The following is a 20,448-nucleotide window of genomic DNA, read 5'->3' on the forward strand; positions in this document are numbered from 1 at the left end:
GTGTGGAACAGGACGTGATGAACCCAATGCCGGAGAACGTGGGAACAATATGCCAGGTGTGACAAAGAACAACCAGAACCAAACGCTGATCAAAGCCGTGAAAGCCTTCTAACGAGCGGGCCGCCCTGAGAACGAGGGAGACGGAAACCGCCACAAGGGTTGAGCAGATGGGCCACCCTGAACGAGACAGCGGTTGAATTTGAAAAGTCGTTCAACAGGAGAAAGCCCAAACTCCGATTTCTTTACAACATTTGTTTTTGAAAGAGCAAATCAATTTTCTACTTTTTCTCCAGGCGTTCGTCCGACTGCCAACGTGTGCTTCACCGGCCGGGCGGCGAATCGAGACGCTGTGCCGATGGGCGAAAAAGGTTGAAAAACTAAAGACTTCCAAAAGGGACAAGCTGTAGCCCGGTCCGGTGGAAGCAATTGTTGGCAGATTGATTCACGGTGGCGAATGGGTGGGGAACAAGACGTGATGAACCCAATGCCGGGGAACGTGGAAACAATATGCCAGGTGTGACAAAGAACAACCAGAACCAAACGCTGATCAAAGCCGTGAAAGCCTTCGAAAAAGCGGGCCGCCCTGAGAACGAAGGCGCCGGAAACCGCCGCAAGGGTTGAGCGGATGGGCCACCCTGAACGAGACGGCGGTTGAATTTGAAAAGTCGTTCAACAGGAGAAAGCCTTAACTCCGATTTCTTTACAACATTTCTTTTTGAAAGAGCAAATCAATATTTTACTTTTTACCCAGGCGTTCATCCGACTGCCAACAAGTTATTAGAAAGACGTAACGCTTTATAAAACGGGAACAAATTTTACCCGTCATACCATCGTGTGATTGTTTTGTAAACAGGTAACACGTTGGCTTTATGAATTAATTTGTTCGGCCCGCCTGTGTGTCGTCATGCTTGATTTGTTCATATGGGATTCGGGCAATCGAAGCCAAACGTCTTTATAAACATGGTCATGTTATAAAGGCGTTTGGCTTTATAACGCCGGAATCCGAGTTTATAGAGGGGCTCTATAACCTGGACTTTCATCTGTGAGGGTACTTTTTTGGGTTGCATGATCCATTTTTGTTTTGTATATATAATGTAAACATTTTGTTCATTATATATTTTGGTCGGGAGCTCACCCATTTACACCATCACGGCGGCATGCGAACGGAGAGATCATATGCTTCAAAAGCCCAGACTGCTCGATCAGGTCAGACAGAAAATCCGTCTTCTTCACTATTCCATTCGCACGGAAACCGCTTATGTGGACTGGATCAAACGGTTTATCCTGTTTCACGACAAGCGGCATCCCAAGGATATGGGTAAAAAGGAAATCGAAGCCTTTCTGAATCATCTGGCTGTTGATCGAAAGGTGGCGGCCTCGACTCAGAACCAGGCGTTTTGTGCCCTTTTGTTCCTTTATCAGAAGGTGCTGGAGCTTGATGCGTTCGAGCAGATTGACGCCATGAGGGCCAAACGGCCCACCCGACTGCCGACGGTGCTTACCCATGACGAGGCGATGACGCTGATTGACGCAATCACGGGAGTATACAAGATCATCGTCAAGCTGATCTACGGCTCCGGCCTCCGGGGAATCGAATGTCTCCGTCTCCGGGTCAAGGACATCGATTTTTCCCGCCACCAGATCCTTGTCCGTGACGGAAAGGGACAGAAGGACCGTGTAACCATGCTTCCCGAAGGCCTCGCCTCCGACCTTTCGACCCATCTTACCTACGTTCAGTGCCTTCATCAGAACGATTTGAGAATTGGATTGGGATCGGTCTATCTTCCATTCGCCCTTGATGAAAAATATCCGAACGCGGCGACATCATGGAACTGGCAATACGTGTTTCCTTCGGACAGCGTGTCGGCGGATCCCCGCTCGGGCGTCACGCGCCGCCACCATATCCACCTGACGTCGGTTAACAAAGCCATTCGCAAAGCCGCTAAACTGACCCATGTGATCAAACCGATCAGCACCCATGTGTTCAGGCACAGTTTCGCCACCCAGCTCCTTGAAAGCGGCTATGACATCCGGACCATTCAGGAACTGCTTGGGCACAAGGATGTTTCGACCACCATGATCTACACCCACGTGCTCAATCGGGGCGGTATGGCTGTTCGGAGCCCTCTGGACAGAACTTAGCATATTAACGTCAATTAACACCACGAGACCTGATTGATGACAGACGGTATTGACCTTACCCCAAAACAGGCCGAACTCCTGGCCTATCTCAACGAGCAGTATCGGGTCCATGGCCGGACGCCCACCCTACGCGACGCGGCCCTTGCCAACGGGGTCACCCATGCGGCCATTGCCCAGATGCTCAAGGCCCTTGAAAAAAAAGGATACATCCGGAGGGATGGGAAATACAGCCGGGTCATTCGGCTGAATCCTGTTGAAAATTTTTATGAATTATCCGAATCACTCAAACGTATCCCCATCGTGGGAACGATCGCCGCCGGACTGCCCCTTTATGCCCAGCAGGTCTGGGACGGATCACTTATGGTGGATGGAACTGTTTTCAAAGGTGAGCATCTTTTTGGTTTAAGGATTCTGGGAGACTCGATGAAGAACGCAGGAATCCTCGACGGAGACACCGTGATCTGTGAACCCCGCCAGTTTGCAGGCAACGGGGAAATCGTGGCGGCGCTGATCAACCATGAAGAAGCAACGGTCAAGCGGTTTTACCTGAGAAAAAGCCACATCGAACTTCAACCGGACAATCCGGATTTCAAACCGGTGCGGTACGGATTCGAGGAGGTTCTCATTCAGGGCAAGGTGATCGGCCTTATTCGGGGGCCGGGATCGTTCGGGGCCTGAGAGGTTCCGATGGGGCCATGCGATTGGTTTGCGTTGTCATTATCAGCCCACGGGCTTTGCCCGGCAACCCTTTCTCTTTTTTTTCCAAAGGAGACGCACGCCGTGCGTCTCTACAATGTCACACACGGCCCGTATGGGCATCCGGTTTTCTTTTTTCTCCGTGCTCTCCGTGTCTCCGTGGTGAATTCTTTGGTCGTTGGTGTCGAGTAATTTGGTAGGGTCCTGAATTTTATAAGGATGATGGTCTGATTGGTGGGCGAAGCCCACCCTACGACAGGCGGTCGCATGGGCGGGAGGTGATGATTGCGGGGGCATGGGACGTGATTGTCATTTTTTCGGGCTTTGCCTGGCCACCTATCCCCATTTCCCTTTTCTGCCTTTGTGTCTCCGTGAGAAAACCAAAAAAAATCCGTTTGTCTAACGTTTCAAACGTTTGCCCCCGGAGGGCCGCCAGAGGCATTTGGGCGATCGCGGATCGCCCCTACAGTGCCCTCCGTGTCTCTGTGGTGAACCCTTTATCCCTGACCCCCCATCATGGTCTCCAGCCAGGTCAGGGTTTCGGGGAAGGTTTTGAGGGTTATTTTTGTGCCGGTTTCGTCGTAGGTTTCAGACAGGATGGCGGCTTTGGATCGCAGTTGGCCGAGGAGCCGACCTTTGGCGTAGGGGATGGTCAGGGTGGTTTCGATCATGCCGGTTTCGAAGAACTCAAGAATCACGGTGCGCAAGCGGGCGACGTCCTCGTCGTTGTGGGCGGAGATCAAGATCGCCTCGGGGAATTCGTTGTGAAGCTCGTCCAGTTGGGCGGGGGTGAGTTTGTCGATTTTGTTGAGGACCAGGCGGCGGGGGATTTCTTCTCCGCCGATTTCCCTGATGACCGATTGGGTGACGGCCAGTTGGGAGCGAAAGGCCGGGTCCGAGGCATCGACGGTAAACAGAAGCAGGGAGGCGGCCAGGGCTTCATCGAGGGTGGACTGGAACGAGGCCACCAGATCGTGGGGCAGTTTTTTGATAAAGCCCACCGTATCCGAGACGAGGACCGGCGGGAAGCTTTCGGGCTGCATGACCTTCACGCGGGTATCGAGGGTGGCGAACAGCTTGTCCTGCACCAGGACATCGCTGCCGGTGAGCTTGCGCATGAGTGACGATTTTCCCGCATTGGTATAACCGACCAGTGCCACCTGGAAATTTTCTTTCCGTCGGCTGCGACGTCGGTTCTGTTCCTCGTGGATCTCCACCAGGCGGGCTTTCAGCTCGGCGATACGATCCCTGATCCGTCGTTTGTCGAGCTCATGGGACGTCTCTCCGGCACCTTTGGCACCAAGACCGCCGCCCTGCCGGTCGCCGCCGATGCGGGACGCCCGTATTCTCGGCGCCAGATAGGTCAGCTTGGCGATCTCCACCTGGATGAGGGCCTCGCGGCTTTTCGCATGACGGCTGAATATTTCGAGGATCACACCCGTGCGGTCCAGCACTTCGACACCGGTGGCCTGCTCCAGGTTCTGAAGCTGCTTGGTGGAGATTTCACCATCATAGATGACGCAGGCGGCTTTCGTTTCCGGGGCATCGTCCGGGCTGCCCTCATCGCTGTCAAGGTATTCGTCACGGCAGGCATCCTCGTCGTCGTCATCGTCCGATTTCCGGCCGAATCCTTCGACCACGCCCGTGCCGCCGGTATAGCGGGCCAGTTCCTTCAGTTTTCCCGCACCCAGCAGGGCGGCTTTGTCGGGTTTGGGGCGGCGCTGGGTCAGCGTGGCGATGACGTCGAGACCCATGGTTTGCGAAAGACGCCGGAGTTCGAGGAGGGAGGCCTCGTTTTCCTCATCGCTGACGTCCGGGGTTTGAACGGAAAAAAGCACCGCCGTTTTCTTTACAAGTGCGTGATCGATCATGGTTTGGTTTGAAACCTCGGCTTAATTTAAATTGTTGTTTTTATAACGCCATATTCATTTATCCTGTTTGGCGGAAGAAAGCAACAGGACAAAACCGAACGGGCAAGGCAATCGCAGATATGTTTTTCAAAACACATGGGCTTCATTTTGCGGGACGGATTGATGCCGTTCACGTTTACGGTCACGAGCACGAGCACGTTCACGATGGAGGCGGCAAGACGTGACAAACCATTTTTCCTTCGCGCTCTTCGTGTCCTTCAGGGAGCGCAGCGACCGGGTGGTTTAAGTGTTTGACCACGAAGCTCACGAAGGGCACGAAGGAAAAGAGCCGGGGCTCTTTTCTGGCATGTCATGGTGCACGGCGTCAGGCTGTGTCACACCACGCGTAGGCCCAGGCATGGCTCCGCGTTCATGGCGGAATAATCCTTGACTTTTTTCTGTCCGAAACACTATCCTTCGGTTAATTTTTCACATGTTCAGGTGCTTGCCGTCACGTGCCGTCAAGCCGAAAGGGAACCCCGTGAGAGTCGGGGACGGGCCCGCCGCTGTGATCCTGCCTTTTAACTAAGGAACCTTGTCCGCAACCTCTGCCACTGACCGATGATCAGGTCGGGAAGGCCGCCGGCAAGGAGGGAAAGTCAGAAGACCTGCCTGGACATTCGGCCGTCTCCTCGAGGACCATGGGGGCGGCGTCGGGTTTTGGGATTGAATACGGAAATCCCGCAACGGCCTGCGTCGTTGCGGGATTTTTTTGGTTTTGTGATGGGGGAAGGGAATCCCGTGAAAATCGGGAACGGTCCCGCCGCTGTGATCCCCGCCCGTTTGAAAACGGGAGCTGTTCAGACCTTGCGCGTCACTGTTTCGGGCACGGAATGGGAAGGCCGTCTGAATGGCGGGAGAGTCAGAATACCTGCCCCATCATGTGGCCCTTTTGCTTCGCGGATGAACGGAGCGTCCGGGCCGGACAATGGTGAAAAAGGGTCAAGTAAGCTGGGTGCAGCCCTTTTGTTCTTAACAGAGCAGGGGGCGTCACGGCATGCCTCCTGCGTATCGGATCAAAGGAGGCGTTTTATGAAAACCGGTGTGATTATTTACATGGCAGGGGACGAACCCCAGGGGTTTTGTCCGGAATCGAAACCCGTTCCTTTACATCTGGACGTCAAGGCCGACAAGGTGGCCTGGATTTCGAAGACCCGGGGGTATCATGACGTGTACGATGCGGACTTTGCCCTGAGCGCCCGGGGGATGCAGCGGATCATCTGCGTGATGGGCCGGTTTACCGAAACCGGAGAGGTGGCCCTGACCGGGCGGTCCCTGCGTCTGCGGGGATGATGTGGTTTTCGCCCCCTTCAGCGTTGAAGGGGGCGATTTATTGCGAAAGGCATTTGTTTGATATGGCGCGGGGACTGATTATCGCCGGAACCCACAGCGGTTGCGGAAAAACATCGGTGAGCCTGGGGCTGATGGCCCTTTTCAGGCGGCGGGGGCTTCGTGTGGCTCCGTTCAAGGTGGGGCCGGATTACATCGATCCGGGGCATCATCGGCGGGCGGCGGGACGGGTCAGCCGCAACCTGGACGGCTGGATGCTGTCCCGGGACTATAACAAAGCCCTGTTCGAACGGGTGTCATCGGATGCGGATATTGCCGTGGTCGAAGGGGTCATGGGGCTGTATGACGGGTTTGACGGCAGGACCGAGGCCGGTTCCACGGCACAGATGGCCAAGTGGCTGGGCCTGCCGGTGGTGCTGGTGGTGGACGCCCGCAGCATGGCCCGGAGCGGGGCCGCCCTGGTCAAGGGGTTCGAGGGCTTCGATCCGGATCTTCGGTTTGCCGGGGTGGTCTTCAACCGGGTGGGCAGCCCCGCCCATCTGACCATGCTGACCGAGGCCCTTGACGGCCATGTGGCCATGCCCTGTCTGGGCGGCATTGACCGGAATCAGGCCGTTGTCATGCCTGAGCGGCATCTGGGGCTGGTGACCGATGAGGAACAGGGCCTTTCCGATGGGCACCTGTCGGTCCTGGCGGACATGGTCGAGGCGGGCCTTGCCGTGGATGATCTGCTACACTCCCTCAACGAGATTCCGGCCTCTTTGAAAGGCCCGGCCCTTTCCGGGGCGAAGGCCGAGGTCCGCATCGGCGTGGCCCGGGACCGGGCCTTCTGCTTCTATTATCCGGACAACCTTGAGCTGCTCGAGGAAAAGGGAGCCGAACTGGTGTTTTTTTCCCCCCTTTCAGATACCCGTCTGCCGGAGAATCTGGACGGGTTGTATTTCGGCGGCGGATACCCCGAGCTGTTTGCAAAAACCCTTTCGGCCAATCACGATCTGCGGAGGGCGGTCCGGACGGCAAGCACGGCGGGTATGCCCATTTATGGCGAATGCGGCGGGTTTATGTACCTGTGCCGCGAGATTCGGGATTTTGATGGGAACGCCCACCCCATGACCGGCTGCTTTCCCTTTTCCGCCGTGATGCTTGAAAAACTCCGCTCACTGGGGTACAGGGAGGTGACGCTGACGGAGAAGACAGTGATCGGCCCGCCGGGTCAGGTGATCCGGGGGCATGAATTTCATTATTCGCATGTGGACACCGGAAAGGCCCCAGAGACGGTGTATCAGGTCTCGTCCCGAAGGGGCGGTCAAGGGGTCCGGGAAGGCTACAGGACCGGGCGAACCCTGGGAAGCTATGTCCATCTTCATTGGGGTAGCAGGCCGGACGCGGCCGCTCATTTTGTTTCGGCCTGTCGGGAATACCGGCGGGAAAGGATGCCGTCATGAAAGGTTATGTTCAGATCTATACGGGAAACGGCAAGGGCAAGACCACGGCCTGTCTGGGTCTGACCCTGCGTGCCGTTGGGGCGGGACTTACGGTGTTTATCCTCCAGTTCCTTAAAAAAGGGGACTACAGCGAAATCAAGGCCCTGTCTCTGTTCCCGGATCTGGTTACGGTGGAGCAGTACGGCCTGGGCCGGTTCGTCAAAGGCAGCCCCTCCGATGACGACAAGGCCGCCGGGAAACAGGGGCTGGCTCGGGCATGTGAGATTATGACGGCGGGAAACGTCGACATTCTGATTCTCGAAGAGGCCTGTGTGGCTGTGGCCTGCGGCCTGTTCTCGGAATCGGACCTGCTTGGGCTGATCGATTTGAAACCCGATCCCATGGAGCTGGTCATCACCGGTCGCGGCGCGGGGCAGGCCCTGATCGATAGGGCCGATCTGGTGACGGAAATGAAAGAGATCAAACACTATTACCAAAACGGGGTTGCCGCACGGGTGGGAATCGAAAAATAGCGTGATGAAACAGACAAAAAAACAGGCGGCCTGCGTGGCCGTGTTCGGGACGGGGTCGGATGTGGGCAAGAGTATCGTGGCCACGGCCCTGTGCCGGTATTTCCGGGAGCGGGGTCTTCGGGTCGCGCCGTTCAAGGCCCAGAACATGTCCAACAACTCCGGGGTGACCCCTGAGGGGCTGGAGATGGGACGGGCCCAGATCGTCCAGGCCGAGGCGGCGGGGGCGGCGCCCCGGGTGGACATGAACCCCGTTTTGCTCAAACCCACCAGTGAGGTGGGCTCACAGGTGGTGGTGCTGGGGAAGGTTTCCGGAAACAGCACGGCTGCGGCCTACCACGCGAAAAAAGACGTCCTGTTTGAAACGGCGCTGGCGGCTTTGTCCCGCCTGAGGGCCGAGCATGACGTGGTGGTGATCGAAGGGGCCGGGTCCTGCGCCGAAGTGAATCTTATGGCAGGCGACATCGTGAACTTCAACATTGCCCGGGCCGCCGACGCGCCGGTGATTCTGGTGGCCGACATCCACCGGGGCGGGGTCTTTGCCCAGATCGTCGGCACCCTTTATTGTCTGCCCTACGAGGATCAGGAACGGGTGAAGGGGTTTGTGATCAACCGCTTTCGGGGAGATATCGATCTGTTCAGGGACGGGACGGCCTGGATCGAGAATGCCACGGGCAAACCGGTGTTCGGGGTGCTGCCCTGGGTCGAGAATCTGGGCATCGAGGCCGAAGATTCGGTGGTCATCGAAAAGGGAGCTGCGCCTCTAAGTCCCGCACCGGGAGGGCCCGGCATCGCCGTGATCCGTCTGCCCCATATCTCCAATTTCACCGATTTCGACCCCTTGACCGCCCTTAAGGGTCTTTCGCTTTCCTTTGTCCATGATCCGGCGGATCTGTCAGGGTTTGCCGGGGTGGTGCTGCCCGGTTCCAAGAATACGCGTCACGATCTGGCCTGGCTGAACGATTCGGGCTGGGCCGGTCGCATAAGGGACTATGCTGACCGGGGCGGGGCGGTTCTGGGTATCTGCGGGGGGTATCAGATGCTGGGCGAGGGACTTGACGATCCTGCGGGGCATGAAGGCCCGCCGGGCAGGATTCGGGGCCTTGGCCTTCTGCCGGTCAGCACCACGATGATGGCCGAGAAAACCACCACCTTGAGCCGGTTCACCTGGGACGGGTGCGAGGGACTGGGCTATGAGATTCATATGGGAAAGACCGTGCGCCATGGCGGACGCCCGTTGTTTTCCGTGGTGGAACGCAACGGGGCACCCTGCGCCGATGAAGACGGCTGCGTGTCTGGTGGGGGGAACGTGATGGGAACCTACATGCACGGCCTGTTCGACCGGGCCGGTATCACACGCAGGATGCTGGCGGCCATGGGTCTTTCCGGCATCGACGTGCCTGATGTCTGCGGACTTCCGGCCAGGGAACGGGCCTACACCGCCCTTTTGGAGCATGTGGTCCGCCATGTGGATGTGGACGCGATTTTCAAGGAAACGTTTTTATGATGCATGATAAGCACACCCTGATCGTGGGGGGATGCAAAAGCGGTAAAAGCAGGTACGCCCAGAGGCTGTGTGAACGCCTTTCGCCGGAGCGGCTTTATGTGGCCACCTGCGTGCCCCTGGATGAGGAAATGAACGAGCGGGTCCGAAAGCACCGGGCCGACCGGGATCACACCTGGCAAACGGTGGAAGAGCCCCTTGATCTTTCCCCGATCATCCGGAATCCGGACGGCGGGGTGGTGCTGGTCGACTGCCTGACCCTCTGGCTGACCAATATGCTGATGAAGGACATGGCCGATGCGGAGATCGACCGGCGGATCGCCGACCTGATCGACGCCTTGTCCGCCGCGCCCTCACCGGTTGTTCTGGTGGCCAACGAGGTGGGCATGGGCATCGTGCCCGACAACGCTCTGGCCCGGCGGTTCCGGGATCTGGCCGGAATCGTCAACCAGCGGGTGGCAGGGGCACTGGGCCGGGTGGTCCTGACCGTGGCCGGGATTCCCATGGCCGTCAAGGGAGAGGTTCTGTTATGAACGGATTCTTTTCGGCCCTGCAATTCATCACCATCCTGCCCGGTCCAAAAAATCGTCCCTATGACGCCCTGGGCATGATTCCCTGTTTTCCGCTGGTGGGACTTCTGATCGGCGGACTGCTTGCGGTCTTTGACCGGGTCGCCCTGATGGTCTGGCCCGGTCATATCGTGGCGGTGCTTGATGTGGTCTTTCTGGCGGTCATTACAGGCGCCTTTCATCTGGACGGTCTGGCCGATACGGCCGACGGCCTGTTCAGCCACCGGTCCAAAGAGCGGATGCTTGAGATCATGAAGGACAGCCGGGTGGGCGTGATGGGCCTGGTCGCTCTTTTTTGCGCCCTGGCCATGAAATGGGCCGGTCTGTCCGGCCTTCCCGACGCGGGCCTGCAGAGAACATTGATGCTTGTGACGGTGCCCGCCCTGGCCCGGTCGGCGATGATCTTCGGTATCCGGTGTCTCGATTACGGGCGGGCTGAGGGGACGGGCAAGGCCCATTTCGCGGAAAAACTCCCCGCCTCGGCCTTCCGGTGGACGCTGATTCCTCTTGGCCTCTGCTTTCTTCTCGGTGGTCGCGGCATTTTGTTGATGGCGGCGCTTGCCCTTTTGGTGGGTGCGCTTCTTGCTTTTTACCGGAAGGTTCTGGGCTGCGTGACCGGCGATATGCTCGGGGCCATGACGGAAGTGTCGGAAGCGGTGCTTTTTTTGGTACTGGCCATGGGGGCGGGGTGTTGAAGAAGCCGTCAAAGGTGTTTTCATGATTCTCTATCTCGCCCCGCTCCAGGGGCTCACCGACCGGATTTTCCGGAATACGTACACACGGTTCTTTCCGGGTTTTGACCTGGCCATGGCCCCGTTTATTTCGGCCCTTCAGGAAGGACGGTGCAAGAAAAAGGAAATACGGGACGTTTTGCCTGAACTGAACGGCCCGCTGCCGGTCATTCCCCAGATCATGGGCAACGACCCGGCGGATTTCGCCGTGGTGGCCAATCAGCTTCACGAGCTGGGATACAAAACCGTCAATTGGAACCTGGGGTGCCCCTACAAGATGGTAGCCAAAAAACGCAAAGGCTCCGGGCTCTTGTGCTTCCCCGATCAGATCGATGCCTTTCTGGACACCGTCTTCCCGCTGATGAAAACCGGCCTCAGTATCAAGATGCGGCTGGGCCGTCATGAGGCCTCTGAGATTCATGCCCTGATGCCGATCCTGAACCGCTATCCCATCGATGAAATCATTCTGCATCCCCGGACCGGGATCCAGATGTACGAGGGCGAGGCGGACCTGGACCGGTTTGCGGAGGCCTGTGACCTGTCCGGTCACACCATGGTCTACAACGGCGATATCCGCTGCCGTGACGATTTCGAGCTTCGGGAACGGCGTTTTCCCTGGATCGACCGGTGGATGATCGGACGGGGTGTGCTTAGCGATCCCTTTTTGCCCATGACAATCAAAGGGGAGTGTGATACGGTTCCCGACAAAATCAACGTCATCAAGGCGTTCCACGACGATTATTTTCAGGAGCGGCTGGACAGTCTGTCCGGGCCTGCCCATGTCATGGACCGGATCAAAGGGTTCTGGTCCTATCTTGCCCCCTCCATCGAGGGGGGGACGGGTTTTTTCAAGATCATCAAAAAGATCGGCTGCCCCGATCATTATCGTTCCCAGGTCGAGGCGTTTTTTGATGCAGGCCCCCGCTGGCTCGGCCCTCCTGATCTCTGAGAGGAGGTTCCACCCATGATTGCCCGTATTCCGGATGGCGTCCTTCCGGCTCTGGCCCTGTTTTTTGTTGTTTTCAATGTTTCCTGCCATTCCCCCTGTGACACCGGCTCGGAGGTCCGGCATGTGCGTACGGGACTTCCCTACGTGACGGAGTACGACATTCCTGATGCCATGCGCCTGTGCGGCGAAAAAATCGATCTGACCGATCCCCTGAACCGGGAGATGTTCGATCGGGAATTCACCATCGCCGTCTGGGATATCCCCCAGGTGTTCATGTGGCTGAAACGGGCCTCACGGTTTTTTCCATTGTTCGAAGACCGCCTGGCCGAGGCGGGGCTGCCCGATGACCTGAAATATTTGGCCGTGGCCGAGAGCGCCCTTCATACTCACATCAAATCCAAGGCCGGCGCCCTGGGCATCTGGCAGCTGATGGAGGACACGGCCCGGCGATACGGCCTGACGGTCAATCAGACCATGATGGACGAGCGGCTCTGTTTTGACAGGTCCACCGATGCGGCCCTGGTCTATCTGGGCGACCTCCATCGGACCTTCGGCACCTGGATGCTGGCCATGGCCGCCTACAACTGCGGGGAGAACGCCCTGAACAAGGCCCTGAAAACCCAGACGGGCACCGATTATTTCAGCCTGGATCTGCCCATGGAAACGGAGCGGTACGTGTTCCGCATCGCCTCCATCAAGCTGATCATGGAACACCCCGAACGGTACGGCTTCCGCATCGACGAAAAACGGGTGTACGCGCCCTATGAGTTCAAAACCCTCGATGTGACGGTCGAAGACCGGTTTTACATCGCCGATCTGGCCGAACTGTCGGGCATCTGTTACAAAGAGTTCATGGAACTCAACCCCAAGATTTTAAGCCCGCTGCTTCCCATGGGCGCCTATCGTCTTCATGTTCCGGAAAAGATGGTTGTTCCCTTTGAAAAGGCCATGGAAAAGCTCAAGGACCCCGCCTACCGGGAAAAACACCGCTACGACAGCCGGTATTATGTGGTCCAGCCGGGCGATGTGCTGTCGTCCATTGCCTGGGAGACGGGGGTGACGGTTCAGACCCTGAAAAAACTCAACGGGATCAGGGGGTCGGTGATTTATCCGGGGCAGAAGCTTCTGATCAGGAAATGACGGCTTCGAAAAACGCCCGATCTCTGCGTTACGCGTCATCCCTCGTCACTGCGGCGTACCTTGAGTACGCCTCATTCCTCGGTCTTCGCAAGCCTTGATCTCGAACGTTTTTCGAAGCCGTCCAATATTGAACGGGTGTCGGTCAGGGGGTTTTGAACCACAGGGTGATGGTGGTGCCGTGGTCATTCGGGTAAACGGCTTCGTCCTTGGACGACACCTCGATGCGGGCGCCGTATTCGTCCATAAATTTTTTGACCAGGGGCATGCCGAATCCGGTTCCGATTTCGCTCAGGGTGCCGAACCGGGTGGACCTTCGGTCGATGTCGAAAATTTTGTCCATCAGGGCGTCGGGGATGCCGATGCCCTGGTCGGTGATCCGGATGACGGCGGTATCGCCCTCGGTCCGACCGGAGAGGCGGATCACGGCGTCGGGGTAGGAAAACTTGATGGCGTTGGTCAACAGGTTGTTGAGCACGGAATTGACCAGGGACGTGCGCTCCGCCATCACCATGATCCGGTTGTCGAGGTGGGTTTCAACGGCGATTTTTTTTTCGTTCAGCTTGAAATAGAGGGTTTCGAGGGAGTCCGCCACGGCATCGTTGAAATCTACCGGTTTGATCTCGAAGATCCGGCGTTGTTCGGCCACGCCCCGCAGTTCGCGGACCAGGCCGATGATCTCGAACTGCTTACGCAGGTAAGACAGGATCAGTTCGCGGTTCTGGCTCAGGTAATCGGGATCGTATTCGGCGATTTCAAAGCTGGACATGACCGCCCCCAGGGGGTTTGACAGGTCGTGGCAGAGAATCTGGACCATTTCGTTCAACTCGTTTTTCTGTTGAATCACCTTGTCCTGGCTGAATTTCAGTTTCAGGTGGATTTCGACCCGTGCCAGAAGCTCGTTGGCGCTGAAGGGTTTGGTGATGTAATCCACGGCGCCGAGTTCAAACCCCTTCATGATATCGTCGATGTGGCTCTTGGCGGTCAGGAACACGATGGGAATATCCCGGGTGGCCGGGCTGTCCTTCAGATGACGGCAGACTTCAAAACCGTCCATGCCCGGCATCATGATATCCAGAATGATCAGATCGGGCAGGGTGAGGTTGACGGATTCGAGGGCTTCCATGCCGGTCTTGGCGATCCGGAGACGGTAGCCTCGAAGGGAAAGAATCGCCTTGACCAGCTGGACGTTATTCGGATTGTCATCGACAATGAGAAGCGTGGGCACCCTGGTTGTCATGTCTGTGTCGGTTTGAAGGTTCAATCTCGTCTCTGACCGGTAAGGGGTTGACGTCGCCGGGAACCATCGTCGTATGATAAACAAACAGTCAATCGGCCTTTTTTGAAGCCGCCGAAGGTTTGCCTTGATGAAGCACGGAGTCTGTTGCCTGGAACGATTTTGATGAAATTATCATATGTTCGGAAAGACGGCAAGCCCCGATTGAGTCTGGGGGCTTTTTGACGGTCGTGTCCCATTCGGCCGGATCAGGGCAGGGTAGTGATTTCACCGGTTTCACGGATCGAAAGACCGGTTTCGGGGAAGTCTGCGGAGGTCAGCTCGATCAGCTCGAAAAGGGCCCGGGCCTCGGGGTCCACGGTGGGCCCCCGGGTATAGTGCAGCGCGATGGAATGCACCCGGCCTTCGAGAAAGCGGCCGTCGGCGGAAAGGGTCAGTGCCAGAAGGGGAGCCACGCCGTTGGACCCGCTTAGGTTGAACCGCCCGTAGGTGCAGAAATTGCCGAGGCTGTATGCGATGAACCGGTCCTTGTAGCGTTCGACGGCCCGGGTCACATGGGGGCCGTGGCCGAGAACAAGGTCGGCGCCCGCATCGATCATGCGGTGGGCGAAGGCATAAACATTGCCTCGGTTTTCTCCGTAAAACATCTCGTCTTCCCGGGTCACATGACGGTTGTCGGCCCCTTCGGCGCCTCCGTGAAACGAGACGATCACCAGATCGCAGACGGCATCGAGCCGGCGAATCAGGTCGGCGGCGGCGTCCGTGTCGCGCAGGTCCGGTGTCCCCACATTGGGGGCGAAGGCGGCAAAACCGATGTCAAGGCCCTTGACCGTAAACAGGCAGTACGGCCGGGAGTCGATGCCGGCAAAACGGATGCCGGCGTTTTTCAGCAGACGGAAGGTGCTGTCCCGGCCGGGAAGACCGAAGTCGCCGATGTGATTGTTGGCGATGCTCAAAAGGGTGAAACCGGCTTCGGTCAGATGATTGATGTAACGGGCGGGCATGCGGAACGCATAGCAGGTTTTGGGATCCTTGCAGGCCTTGATGCAGACGCCGCCGTCGATCAGGGCGCCTTCCAGGTTTCCGAAGGTGATGTCTCCCGAGGTCAGGATGTGTCGGACCCCCTCAAACAGGTAGCGGCCGTCGTCGGGCGGCAGATACTCGTCGGTGGGATAATCGGTTCCCATCATGATGTCCCCGGCGGCGACGACCGTCAGCGTCGGCCGGACCGTCTCCGCATCCGCCCGGGCATGGGCGCGGGGCAACGCGATCATGATGGTCATCACGAGGCAAAGCCGGGTGATGATGTGAAGCCTGAACACGTGCATCGGATCGTTCCTGGGTGGTCAGCCCGTTCGGGCCGGGTTGGTGTGGGTGATGACGATGTTCAAGGATACATAATACCGTCCCGGTTAACAAGGTGATTTTTTATTTTCCCTGAACGGTTCACCGGCGACGGCCTCCATGCCCCGGGGGTGGTTCAGGGTTTCGTGAAAGGCCCGGGCGGTGATCCGGACAATGTCGTAGAGGACCTCTTTCGGCGGGGCCGAATGTCCCGGGTAATGGTTTCTGAACGTGATCACGTTGCCGAACAATGCGGTGAAAAAAGCCCTTGAATAGTGCTCCTGACCGGTTCCGGGGACGGTTGTGGCCAGAGCTTCGTCGAGCATACCGAGAAACACCTCCCTGATTTCGGTGAATTTTTCCAGAGACTCTGAATTTTTTTCCCCCTTGAGCATGAAGTGGCTCATCATCAGAAAAATGTCGTCGTTTTCGATGAGGAAATCCACAATGTCGATGGAGATCGCCTCAAGGGTCCGGCCGTCCTGCCAGAGCCGTTCTCTGACACCCTCGAGTTCGTTTCTGAGAATGCCGATGAACAGGTCGTCCTGGCTGGGAAAATACTGATACAGCGACGCGACGGATATTCCGGCTTCACTGGAGATATCACGCATGCCGATGCTGTGGAAGGACTCTCTTTTGTAAAGGGCCTTTGCCGCATCGAGAATCAGCCGGCGACGGACTTCCCGCTCCCCTTCCTTGAGTTGTTTGAGTATGGATTTGGACATGATGGTTCGAATGCTCCTTCTGTCGTTGCGTCACAGCCTCGGACCGGCAATATGAAACTGTGTTCCGCCTCGTTAGTTTAACGAGTGTAAAAAGTATTACGCTTCCGATCCGGTTTTGTCAACATGAGATTAAAACCGGATTTTTTGTATATTGTCGACAATATTTGTCCCTGTCAAGATTATTTCCGGGGCAGGGGGGAATAGGGATGATCACGTCAGGGCCTCGAAAAAAAATGCCCCGAAAGACGTCGGGATGAACGCGCAAAAAGCCGTCAACGATGATGTGAAGCAAGGGCTGCATGATGGGATAAATAATTTTTTCCAAGACCCTTCTTATGTCAAAACGGCCGCCGTGCCGGAGACGTGACGGCAGCAGATGGATCATAAGCGCGTCAGGACGTCGGTTCCCATGCCGATGAAAAGCAAAGCTCAACAACCCGGCAGTGCCCGTTTCACAGGCATCTGCCCTGTTGAACATGGTACGGAAGATGGGTGGGGCGTGACGTTGCAACGCGGGATCGGTTGATGATCGCCGTTTTCCCGTGACTGGTTCAGGGCTTCCTGAAAGGCCCTTGCGGTGATCCGGACGATGTCGTAAAGCGAATTTTTTTGTGGAACGGCATGTCCGTCGTAATGATTTCTGAAGGTGATCACATTGCCGAAGAGGGCGGTAAAAAAAGCCCGTGAATACAAGTCATGGCTGATGCCCTGGACGGAATTGGCCAGAGCGGCATTGAGCATGTCGAGAAAGATTTCCCGGATACGGTTGAATTTTTCAAGAGCGTCAGACTGCGTATCGTCCTTGACCATAAAATGGCCCAGCATCAGGAAAATGTCGTCGTTGTCGATCAGGAAATCCACGATTTTGATCGAGATGTCTTCAAGGGAGTTGTTGTCCTTCCAGAGCTGTGACCGGATGGCGTCCAACTCTGATTTGAGAAGGCTGATAAACAGATCGTCCCGGCTTGGAAAATACTGGTAAAGCGATGCCACCGAGATACCGGCTTTGTTTGAAATGTCCCGCATTCCGATACTGTGGTAGGCTCCATGTTTGTAGAGCGATCTTGCCGCATCGATGATCAGTTTGCGTCGGACCTCACGTTCATTTTCCTTGAGTTGTCTGAGAATGGATTTGCCCATGGTTAGCGATGACTCCATGTTTTTTACCGCGTATCTTCTGTCTTTGCTGTCTGGTTGACCAGCCTGTGCAAGCGACTCGGTTATACGGCTGTTAAAATTAAACGATTCTTATCTTTTATACTGAGACAGGGTTGCTGTCAACCCTTAGGATGTTACGGATCGCGATACCGAATGCGCCTCGCCTCGGCCTTGCAGTTGCCGTGCCTGTGGAATGATTCAACCGTTTTTTAAGCCGATGGGGCTCTGAACACAATGAAGTGACGGACCGCGTATGGTTTCGGCCCATGAAAAAATATGGAATATACGGGCAAATCATGCCGGGGGGACGCTCATTTCATGACGGTACGGATTCGCATGAAAAAAATACATCCCAAGGCAGACATGCGTTTGGCCTGAATCAAATTCGGACGGCTATTGACATCCCGGCATGGGTTGATTAATTTTCTTTTCATTTGAACGTCCATTCAACACCCGAGTCCGGGTTGTATCCCGTTCACGCACACACAGCAAACGAGAGGGCCATACGTCATGGAGGAATTGAAACGTCGGGTTGAGGAAAAACATCTTCTGGTCACCAGCATCCGAAACGAGGTGGGCAGGGTTCTGGTCGGGCAGAGGGACCTGGTCGACGGCCTGTTGATGGGTCTGTTCACCCGGGGCCATATCCTGATCGAAGGGGTCCCAGGGCTTGCCAAAACCAGCGCCGTCAAAGCCCTGGCCCAAACCATCGACGCGGATTTCAAACGGATCCAGTTCACGCCGGACCTTTTGCCCGCCGACCTGATCGGCACCGAGGTGTACCGGCCGAAAACCGGGGACTTCGTGATGAAGAAAGGCCCGGTTTTCCACAACATCATCCTGGCCGACGAGATCAACCGGGCTCCGTCCAAGGTGCAGTCCGCCCTGCTCGAAGCCATGCAGGAAGGGCAGGTGACCATCGGCGACAGCACCTTTGTGTTGCCCGACCCCTTTCTGGTCCTGGCCACCCAGAACCCCATCGAACAGGAAGGCACCTATCCGCTGCCCGAGGCTCAGGTGGACCGTTTCATGCTCAAGCTCAACGTGGGATACCCGGACAAGGCCGAGGAAAAGGAGATCCTCAAGCGGGTGGGCTTCGAAGAGAAAATCGAGGTGAAACCCCTGATCCGGCCTGCGGATCTTGCGGAAATCGAAAATCTGATCCGGGCCGTCTATGTGGACGACAAACTCAAGGACTACATGGTGGATCTGGTGTTCGCCACCCGGTATCCGTCCGACTACGGCATCGATATCGCCCAGTACATCCAGTTCGGCGGCTCACCCCGGGCCACGATTTTCCTGAGTCTGGCCTCCCGGGTCCGGGCCTTTTTGAACGGACGCGCCTACGTGACGCCCCAGGATATCAAGACCGTGGCCCCCGACGTGCTCCGTCATCGCATTATCCTGACCTACGAGGCCGAAGCCGAAGACATCACCACCGACCAGATCATCGCCCGGATTTTCGAATCGGTCGAAGTCCCCTGACGTGAACCGGGGTCCGGGGTGCATCGCCGGGTCCCCATCGGTAACAAAGCGGTGTACGACCATGCTTTCACCTGAGATTATCGCGAAAATCAAGAAAATGCACATAAAGAGCCGTCGTCAGGTCGATACGATGATGGCCGGGCAGTACAAGTCCGTATTTCGCGGCACCGGCATGGAATTCGAGGAAGTCCGGGAATACACGCCGGGGGACGAAGTCAAGAACATCGACTGGAAGGTGTCGGCCCGGATGGGTCGGCCTTACGTCAAGCTGTTCAAGGAGGAGCGCGAGGTCGTCGTCATGCTGCTGGTGGATATGAGCGCGTCGGGTAAATTCGGCACCGCCGGTCGGACAAAGCGGGAAACCGCCGCCGAGCTCGCGGCCATTCTGGCCTTCAACGCCATCCGCAACAACGACAAGGTGGGGGTGATCCTGTTTACGGACCGGGTGGAGAAATACATCCCCCCGAAAAAGGGAGCGGCCCATATCTGGCGGGTGATCAGGGAAATCTATACCTTCAGTCCCGAGCATGCCGGGACGGACATCGAGGGGGCCGTTCGGTTCCTCGGACAGGTCAGCCGCAAGAAAACCGTGTCCTTTCTGATTTCCGATTTTCTCGATCGGGGGTATGTGAAAAAAATGAACGTCGCATCCAAACGCCACGAGCTGATCGCCGTGCTTCTTTCGGATGCCCGTGACGCTGAACTGCCCCGGAAGGGACTGGTGACGGTGCGGGACTTCGAAACCGGCCGCCGGATGTACCTCGACGCCGCAGATCGTCGGACCCGTGAGCAGTTCCGTCTGCGCAAGGAAAAAGAGTACGCCGAAACCCTCGAATCCCTCAAAAAGATCGGGGTCGACTGCATCGAGCTGGACAGCCGGGCCGAGTCGGCCGATGTGCTGATCCGTTATTTCAGGTATCGGGAAAGGCAGGCCCGGTCATGAGAGCGTCGATCCTCCTGGTGCTGTTTCTGCTCTTTATGCATGCCGGTCTCCATGCGTCGGAACCGGCTCCGGCGGCCACCGCGTCGCCTTCACCCGGCGTCTCCGCTTCCGGGCCCGATGCCCCCGGCCCTGAGGCCATGACCGATATTTTGGACATCAAGCCCCCGGAAGACCTCGGCTTCAACCGCATGCCCCTGGTCATCGCCCTTGGGATTGTCGGTCTCTTTCTGATCCTGGCGCTTTTGTTTTGGCTGATCGACCGGTATCTCAAAAACCGCAGGAAAAAAGAGGCGGCCGGCGAGGCCCCGGCTCCTCCGGACGTCCTGGCCCTTTCCCTTTTGGATGCGCTGGAAAAAGACGGCCTTGACGATGCCCGGGAATGTTACTTCCGCCTGACGGCCATCGTGAAAACCTATCTGGACGGACGTTTCGGTATCGATGCGCCGGAAATGACCAGCGAAGAGCTGTTGCCCCAACTGGGCCTTCTGCCCGTTGACCGGGAACTCTCCACTGGGCTGAGGGAGCTGATCCGGCGCAGTGAGCCGGTAAAATTCGCCGGTTTGGTTGAAGGCACCGAGGCCCTGCAGGCGGATGTGTCGCTGGTTCGCCGTTTCGTTCAACAAACCCCTCCGACCGATCATGACATGGATCAGCCGGATAACGGATAAGGGCCG

General features: G+C 57.0%; 19 protein-coding genes and 2 riboswitches. Of the genes, 14 read left to right on the top strand and 5 right to left on the bottom strand.

Annotated elements, in window-relative coordinates; translation table 11 throughout:
• Positions 1-193 precede the first annotated feature (193 nt).
• From ACYQ11_RS03175 to lexA, 3 genes are all read left to right on the top strand, one after another.
• A complete protein-coding gene (locus tag ACYQ11_RS03175; protein ID WP_459922292.1) occupies positions 194-373 on the top strand; it encodes a hypothetical protein in 180 nt (59 codons plus the stop codon).
• 803 nt (positions 374-1,176) lie between these two features.
• On the top strand, positions 1,177-2,142 hold the full coding sequence (locus ACYQ11_RS03180; protein ID WP_459922293.1) for an integron integrase: 966 nt from the start codon (positions 1,177-1,179) through the stop codon (positions 2,140-2,142).
• Between the two features lie 36 nt (positions 2,143-2,178).
• Positions 2,179-2,820, top strand: coding sequence for a transcriptional repressor LexA (gene lexA / locus ACYQ11_RS03185; protein WP_459922294.1), 642 nt, complete (start codon positions 2,179-2,181; stop codon positions 2,818-2,820).
• Positions 2,821-3,335: 515 nt separating this feature from the next.
• Here lexA and hflX read toward each other — a convergent pair.
• The gene (gene hflX, locus ACYQ11_RS03190; RefSeq protein WP_459922295.1) at positions 3,336-4,709 is read right to left on the bottom strand and encodes a GTPase HflX; all 1,374 of its coding nucleotides are present in this window, start codon (positions 4,707-4,709) and stop codon (positions 3,336-3,338) included.
• A 461-nt stretch (positions 4,710-5,170) separates the two neighbouring features.
• Positions 5,171-5,378, top strand: a riboswitch (cobalamin riboswitch).
• Positions 5,379-5,444: 66 nt separating this feature from the next.
• Positions 5,445-5,641, top strand: a riboswitch (cobalamin riboswitch).
• 139 nt (positions 5,642-5,780) lie between these two features.
• Here hflX and ACYQ11_RS03195 point away from each other — a divergent pair.
• The 8 genes from ACYQ11_RS03195 to ACYQ11_RS03230 all read left to right on the top strand — a co-directional run bounded on the left by ACYQ11_RS03195 (position 5,781) and on the right by ACYQ11_RS03230 (position 12,885).
• Positions 5,781-6,041, top strand: coding sequence for a hypothetical protein (locus ACYQ11_RS03195; protein ID WP_459922296.1), 261 nt, complete (start codon positions 5,781-5,783; stop codon positions 6,039-6,041).
• 62 nt (positions 6,042-6,103) lie between these two features.
• A complete protein-coding gene (locus ACYQ11_RS03200; protein WP_459922297.1) occupies positions 6,104-7,483 on the top strand; it encodes a cobyrinic acid a,c-diamide synthase CobB in 1,380 nt (459 codons plus the stop codon).
• Positions 7,480-7,995, top strand: coding sequence for a cob(I)yrinic acid a,c-diamide adenosyltransferase (locus ACYQ11_RS03205; RefSeq protein WP_459922298.1), 516 nt, complete (start codon positions 7,480-7,482; stop codon positions 7,993-7,995). The genes ACYQ11_RS03200 and ACYQ11_RS03205 overlap by 4 nt, the downstream gene beginning before the upstream one ends.
• Before the next feature lie 4 nt (positions 7,996-7,999).
• Positions 8,000-9,499 (top strand): cobyric acid synthase, encoded by a 1,500-nt coding sequence (locus tag ACYQ11_RS03210; protein WP_459922299.1) that lies wholly within the window; start codon positions 8,000-8,002, stop codon positions 9,497-9,499.
• The gene (gene cobU, locus ACYQ11_RS03215; RefSeq protein WP_459922300.1) at positions 9,496-10,029 is read left to right on the top strand and encodes a bifunctional adenosylcobinamide kinase/adenosylcobinamide-phosphate guanylyltransferase; all 534 of its coding nucleotides are present in this window, start codon (positions 9,496-9,498) and stop codon (positions 10,027-10,029) included. The genes ACYQ11_RS03210 and cobU overlap by 4 nt, the downstream gene beginning before the upstream one ends.
• Positions 10,026-10,760, top strand: coding sequence for an adenosylcobinamide-GDP ribazoletransferase (gene cobS / locus ACYQ11_RS03220; RefSeq protein WP_459922301.1), 735 nt, complete (start codon positions 10,026-10,028; stop codon positions 10,758-10,760). Before cobU ends, cobS begins: the two co-directional genes overlap by 4 nt.
• 22 nt (positions 10,761-10,782) lie before the next feature.
• Entirely contained in the window at positions 10,783-11,745 is a 963-nt protein-coding gene (locus ACYQ11_RS03225; RefSeq protein WP_459922302.1) for a tRNA dihydrouridine synthase, read from the top strand.
• A gap of 15 nt (positions 11,746-11,760) precedes the next feature.
• Positions 11,761-12,885: a lytic transglycosylase domain-containing protein gene (locus ACYQ11_RS03230; protein WP_459922303.1), complete on the top strand. Its 1,125-nt coding sequence runs from the start codon at positions 11,761-11,763 to the stop codon at positions 12,883-12,885.
• Between the two features lie 142 nt (positions 12,886-13,027).
• Here ACYQ11_RS03230 and ACYQ11_RS03235 read toward each other — a convergent pair whose 3' ends face one another.
• The 4 genes from ACYQ11_RS03235 to ACYQ11_RS03250 all read right to left on the bottom strand — a co-directional run bounded on the left by ACYQ11_RS03235 (position 13,028) and on the right by ACYQ11_RS03250 (position 17,346).
• A complete protein-coding gene (locus ACYQ11_RS03235) occupies positions 13,028-14,122 on the bottom strand; it encodes a hybrid sensor histidine kinase/response regulator (RefSeq protein WP_459922304.1) in 1,095 nt (364 codons plus the stop codon).
• Positions 14,123-14,367: 245 nt separating this feature from the next.
• Positions 14,368-15,447 carry a CapA family protein gene (locus tag ACYQ11_RS03240; protein WP_459922305.1) on the bottom strand — a complete coding sequence of 360 codons (1,080 nt, stop codon included), beginning with the start codon at positions 15,445-15,447 and terminating at the stop codon, positions 14,368-14,370.
• 84 nt (positions 15,448-15,531) lie between these two features.
• Complete coding sequence (locus ACYQ11_RS03245) at positions 15,532-16,188, bottom strand: TetR/AcrR family transcriptional regulator (protein ID WP_459922306.1); 657 nt, start codon at positions 16,186-16,188, stop codon at positions 15,532-15,534.
• A gap of 429 nt (positions 16,189-16,617) precedes the next feature.
• The gene (locus tag ACYQ11_RS03250; protein WP_459922307.1) at positions 16,618-17,346 is read right to left on the bottom strand and encodes a TetR/AcrR family transcriptional regulator; all 729 of its coding nucleotides are present in this window, start codon (positions 17,344-17,346) and stop codon (positions 16,618-16,620) included.
• Positions 17,347-17,856: 510 nt separating this feature from the next.
• Here ACYQ11_RS03250 and ACYQ11_RS03255 point away from each other — a divergent pair.
• From ACYQ11_RS03255 to ACYQ11_RS03265, 3 genes are all read left to right on the top strand, one after another.
• Entirely contained in the window at positions 17,857-18,831 is a 975-nt protein-coding gene (locus ACYQ11_RS03255) for an AAA family ATPase (protein WP_459922308.1), read from the top strand.
• Between the two features lie 61 nt (positions 18,832-18,892).
• Positions 18,893-19,774: a DUF58 domain-containing protein gene (locus ACYQ11_RS03260; RefSeq protein WP_459922309.1), complete on the top strand. Its 882-nt coding sequence runs from the start codon at positions 18,893-18,895 to the stop codon at positions 19,772-19,774.
• Entirely contained in the window at positions 19,771-20,442 is a 672-nt protein-coding gene (locus ACYQ11_RS03265; RefSeq protein WP_459922310.1) for a hypothetical protein, read from the top strand. The genes ACYQ11_RS03260 and ACYQ11_RS03265 overlap by 4 nt, the downstream gene beginning before the upstream one ends.
• Positions 20,443-20,448 lie beyond the last annotated feature (6 nt).

The organism is Desulfatiferula olefinivorans (assembly GCF_054657895.1).

What these genes read in the sequence shown, in the direction of transcription:
- ACYQ11_RS03180 (WP_459922293.1), top strand. Translation starts at nt 1,177, where the DNA reads ATGCTTCAAAAGCCCAGACTGCTCGATCAGGTCAGACAGAAAATCCGT.
- lexA (WP_459922294.1), top strand. Translation starts at nt 2,179, where the DNA reads ATGACAGACGGTATTGACCTTACCCCAAAACAGGCCGAACTCCTGGCC.
- hflX (WP_459922295.1), bottom strand. Translation starts at nt 4,709, where the DNA reads ATGATCGATCACGCACTTGTAAAGAAAACGGCGGTGCTTTTTTCCGTT.
- ACYQ11_RS03195 (WP_459922296.1), top strand. Translation starts at nt 5,781, where the DNA reads ATGAAAACCGGTGTGATTATTTACATGGCAGGGGACGAACCCCAGGGG.
- ACYQ11_RS03200 (WP_459922297.1), top strand. Translation starts at nt 6,104, where the DNA reads ATGGCGCGGGGACTGATTATCGCCGGAACCCACAGCGGTTGCGGAAAA.
- ACYQ11_RS03205 (WP_459922298.1), top strand. Translation starts at nt 7,480, where the DNA reads ATGAAAGGTTATGTTCAGATCTATACGGGAAACGGCAAGGGCAAGACC.
- ACYQ11_RS03210 (WP_459922299.1), top strand. Translation starts at nt 8,000, where the DNA reads ATGAAACAGACAAAAAAACAGGCGGCCTGCGTGGCCGTGTTCGGGACG.
- cobU (WP_459922300.1), top strand. Translation starts at nt 9,496, where the DNA reads ATGATGCATGATAAGCACACCCTGATCGTGGGGGGATGCAAAAGCGGT.
- cobS (WP_459922301.1), top strand. Translation starts at nt 10,026, where the DNA reads ATGAACGGATTCTTTTCGGCCCTGCAATTCATCACCATCCTGCCCGGT.
- ACYQ11_RS03225 (WP_459922302.1), top strand. Translation starts at nt 10,783, where the DNA reads ATGATTCTCTATCTCGCCCCGCTCCAGGGGCTCACCGACCGGATTTTC.
- ACYQ11_RS03230 (WP_459922303.1), top strand. Translation starts at nt 11,761, where the DNA reads ATGATTGCCCGTATTCCGGATGGCGTCCTTCCGGCTCTGGCCCTGTTT.
- ACYQ11_RS03235 (WP_459922304.1), bottom strand. Translation starts at nt 14,122, where the DNA reads ATGACAACCAGGGTGCCCACGCTTCTCATTGTCGATGACAATCCGAAT.
- ACYQ11_RS03240 (WP_459922305.1), bottom strand. Translation starts at nt 15,447, where the DNA reads ATGCACGTGTTCAGGCTTCACATCATCACCCGGCTTTGCCTCGTGATG.
- ACYQ11_RS03245 (WP_459922306.1), bottom strand. Translation starts at nt 16,188, where the DNA reads ATGTCCAAATCCATACTCAAACAACTCAAGGAAGGGGAGCGGGAAGTC.
- ACYQ11_RS03250 (WP_459922307.1), bottom strand. Translation starts at nt 17,346, where the DNA reads ATGGAGTCATCGCTAACCATGGGCAAATCCATTCTCAGACAACTCAAG.
- ACYQ11_RS03255 (WP_459922308.1), top strand. Translation starts at nt 17,857, where the DNA reads ATGGAGGAATTGAAACGTCGGGTTGAGGAAAAACATCTTCTGGTCACC.
- ACYQ11_RS03260 (WP_459922309.1), top strand. Translation starts at nt 18,893, where the DNA reads ATGCTTTCACCTGAGATTATCGCGAAAATCAAGAAAATGCACATAAAG.
- ACYQ11_RS03265 (WP_459922310.1), top strand. Translation starts at nt 19,771, where the DNA reads ATGAGAGCGTCGATCCTCCTGGTGCTGTTTCTGCTCTTTATGCATGCC.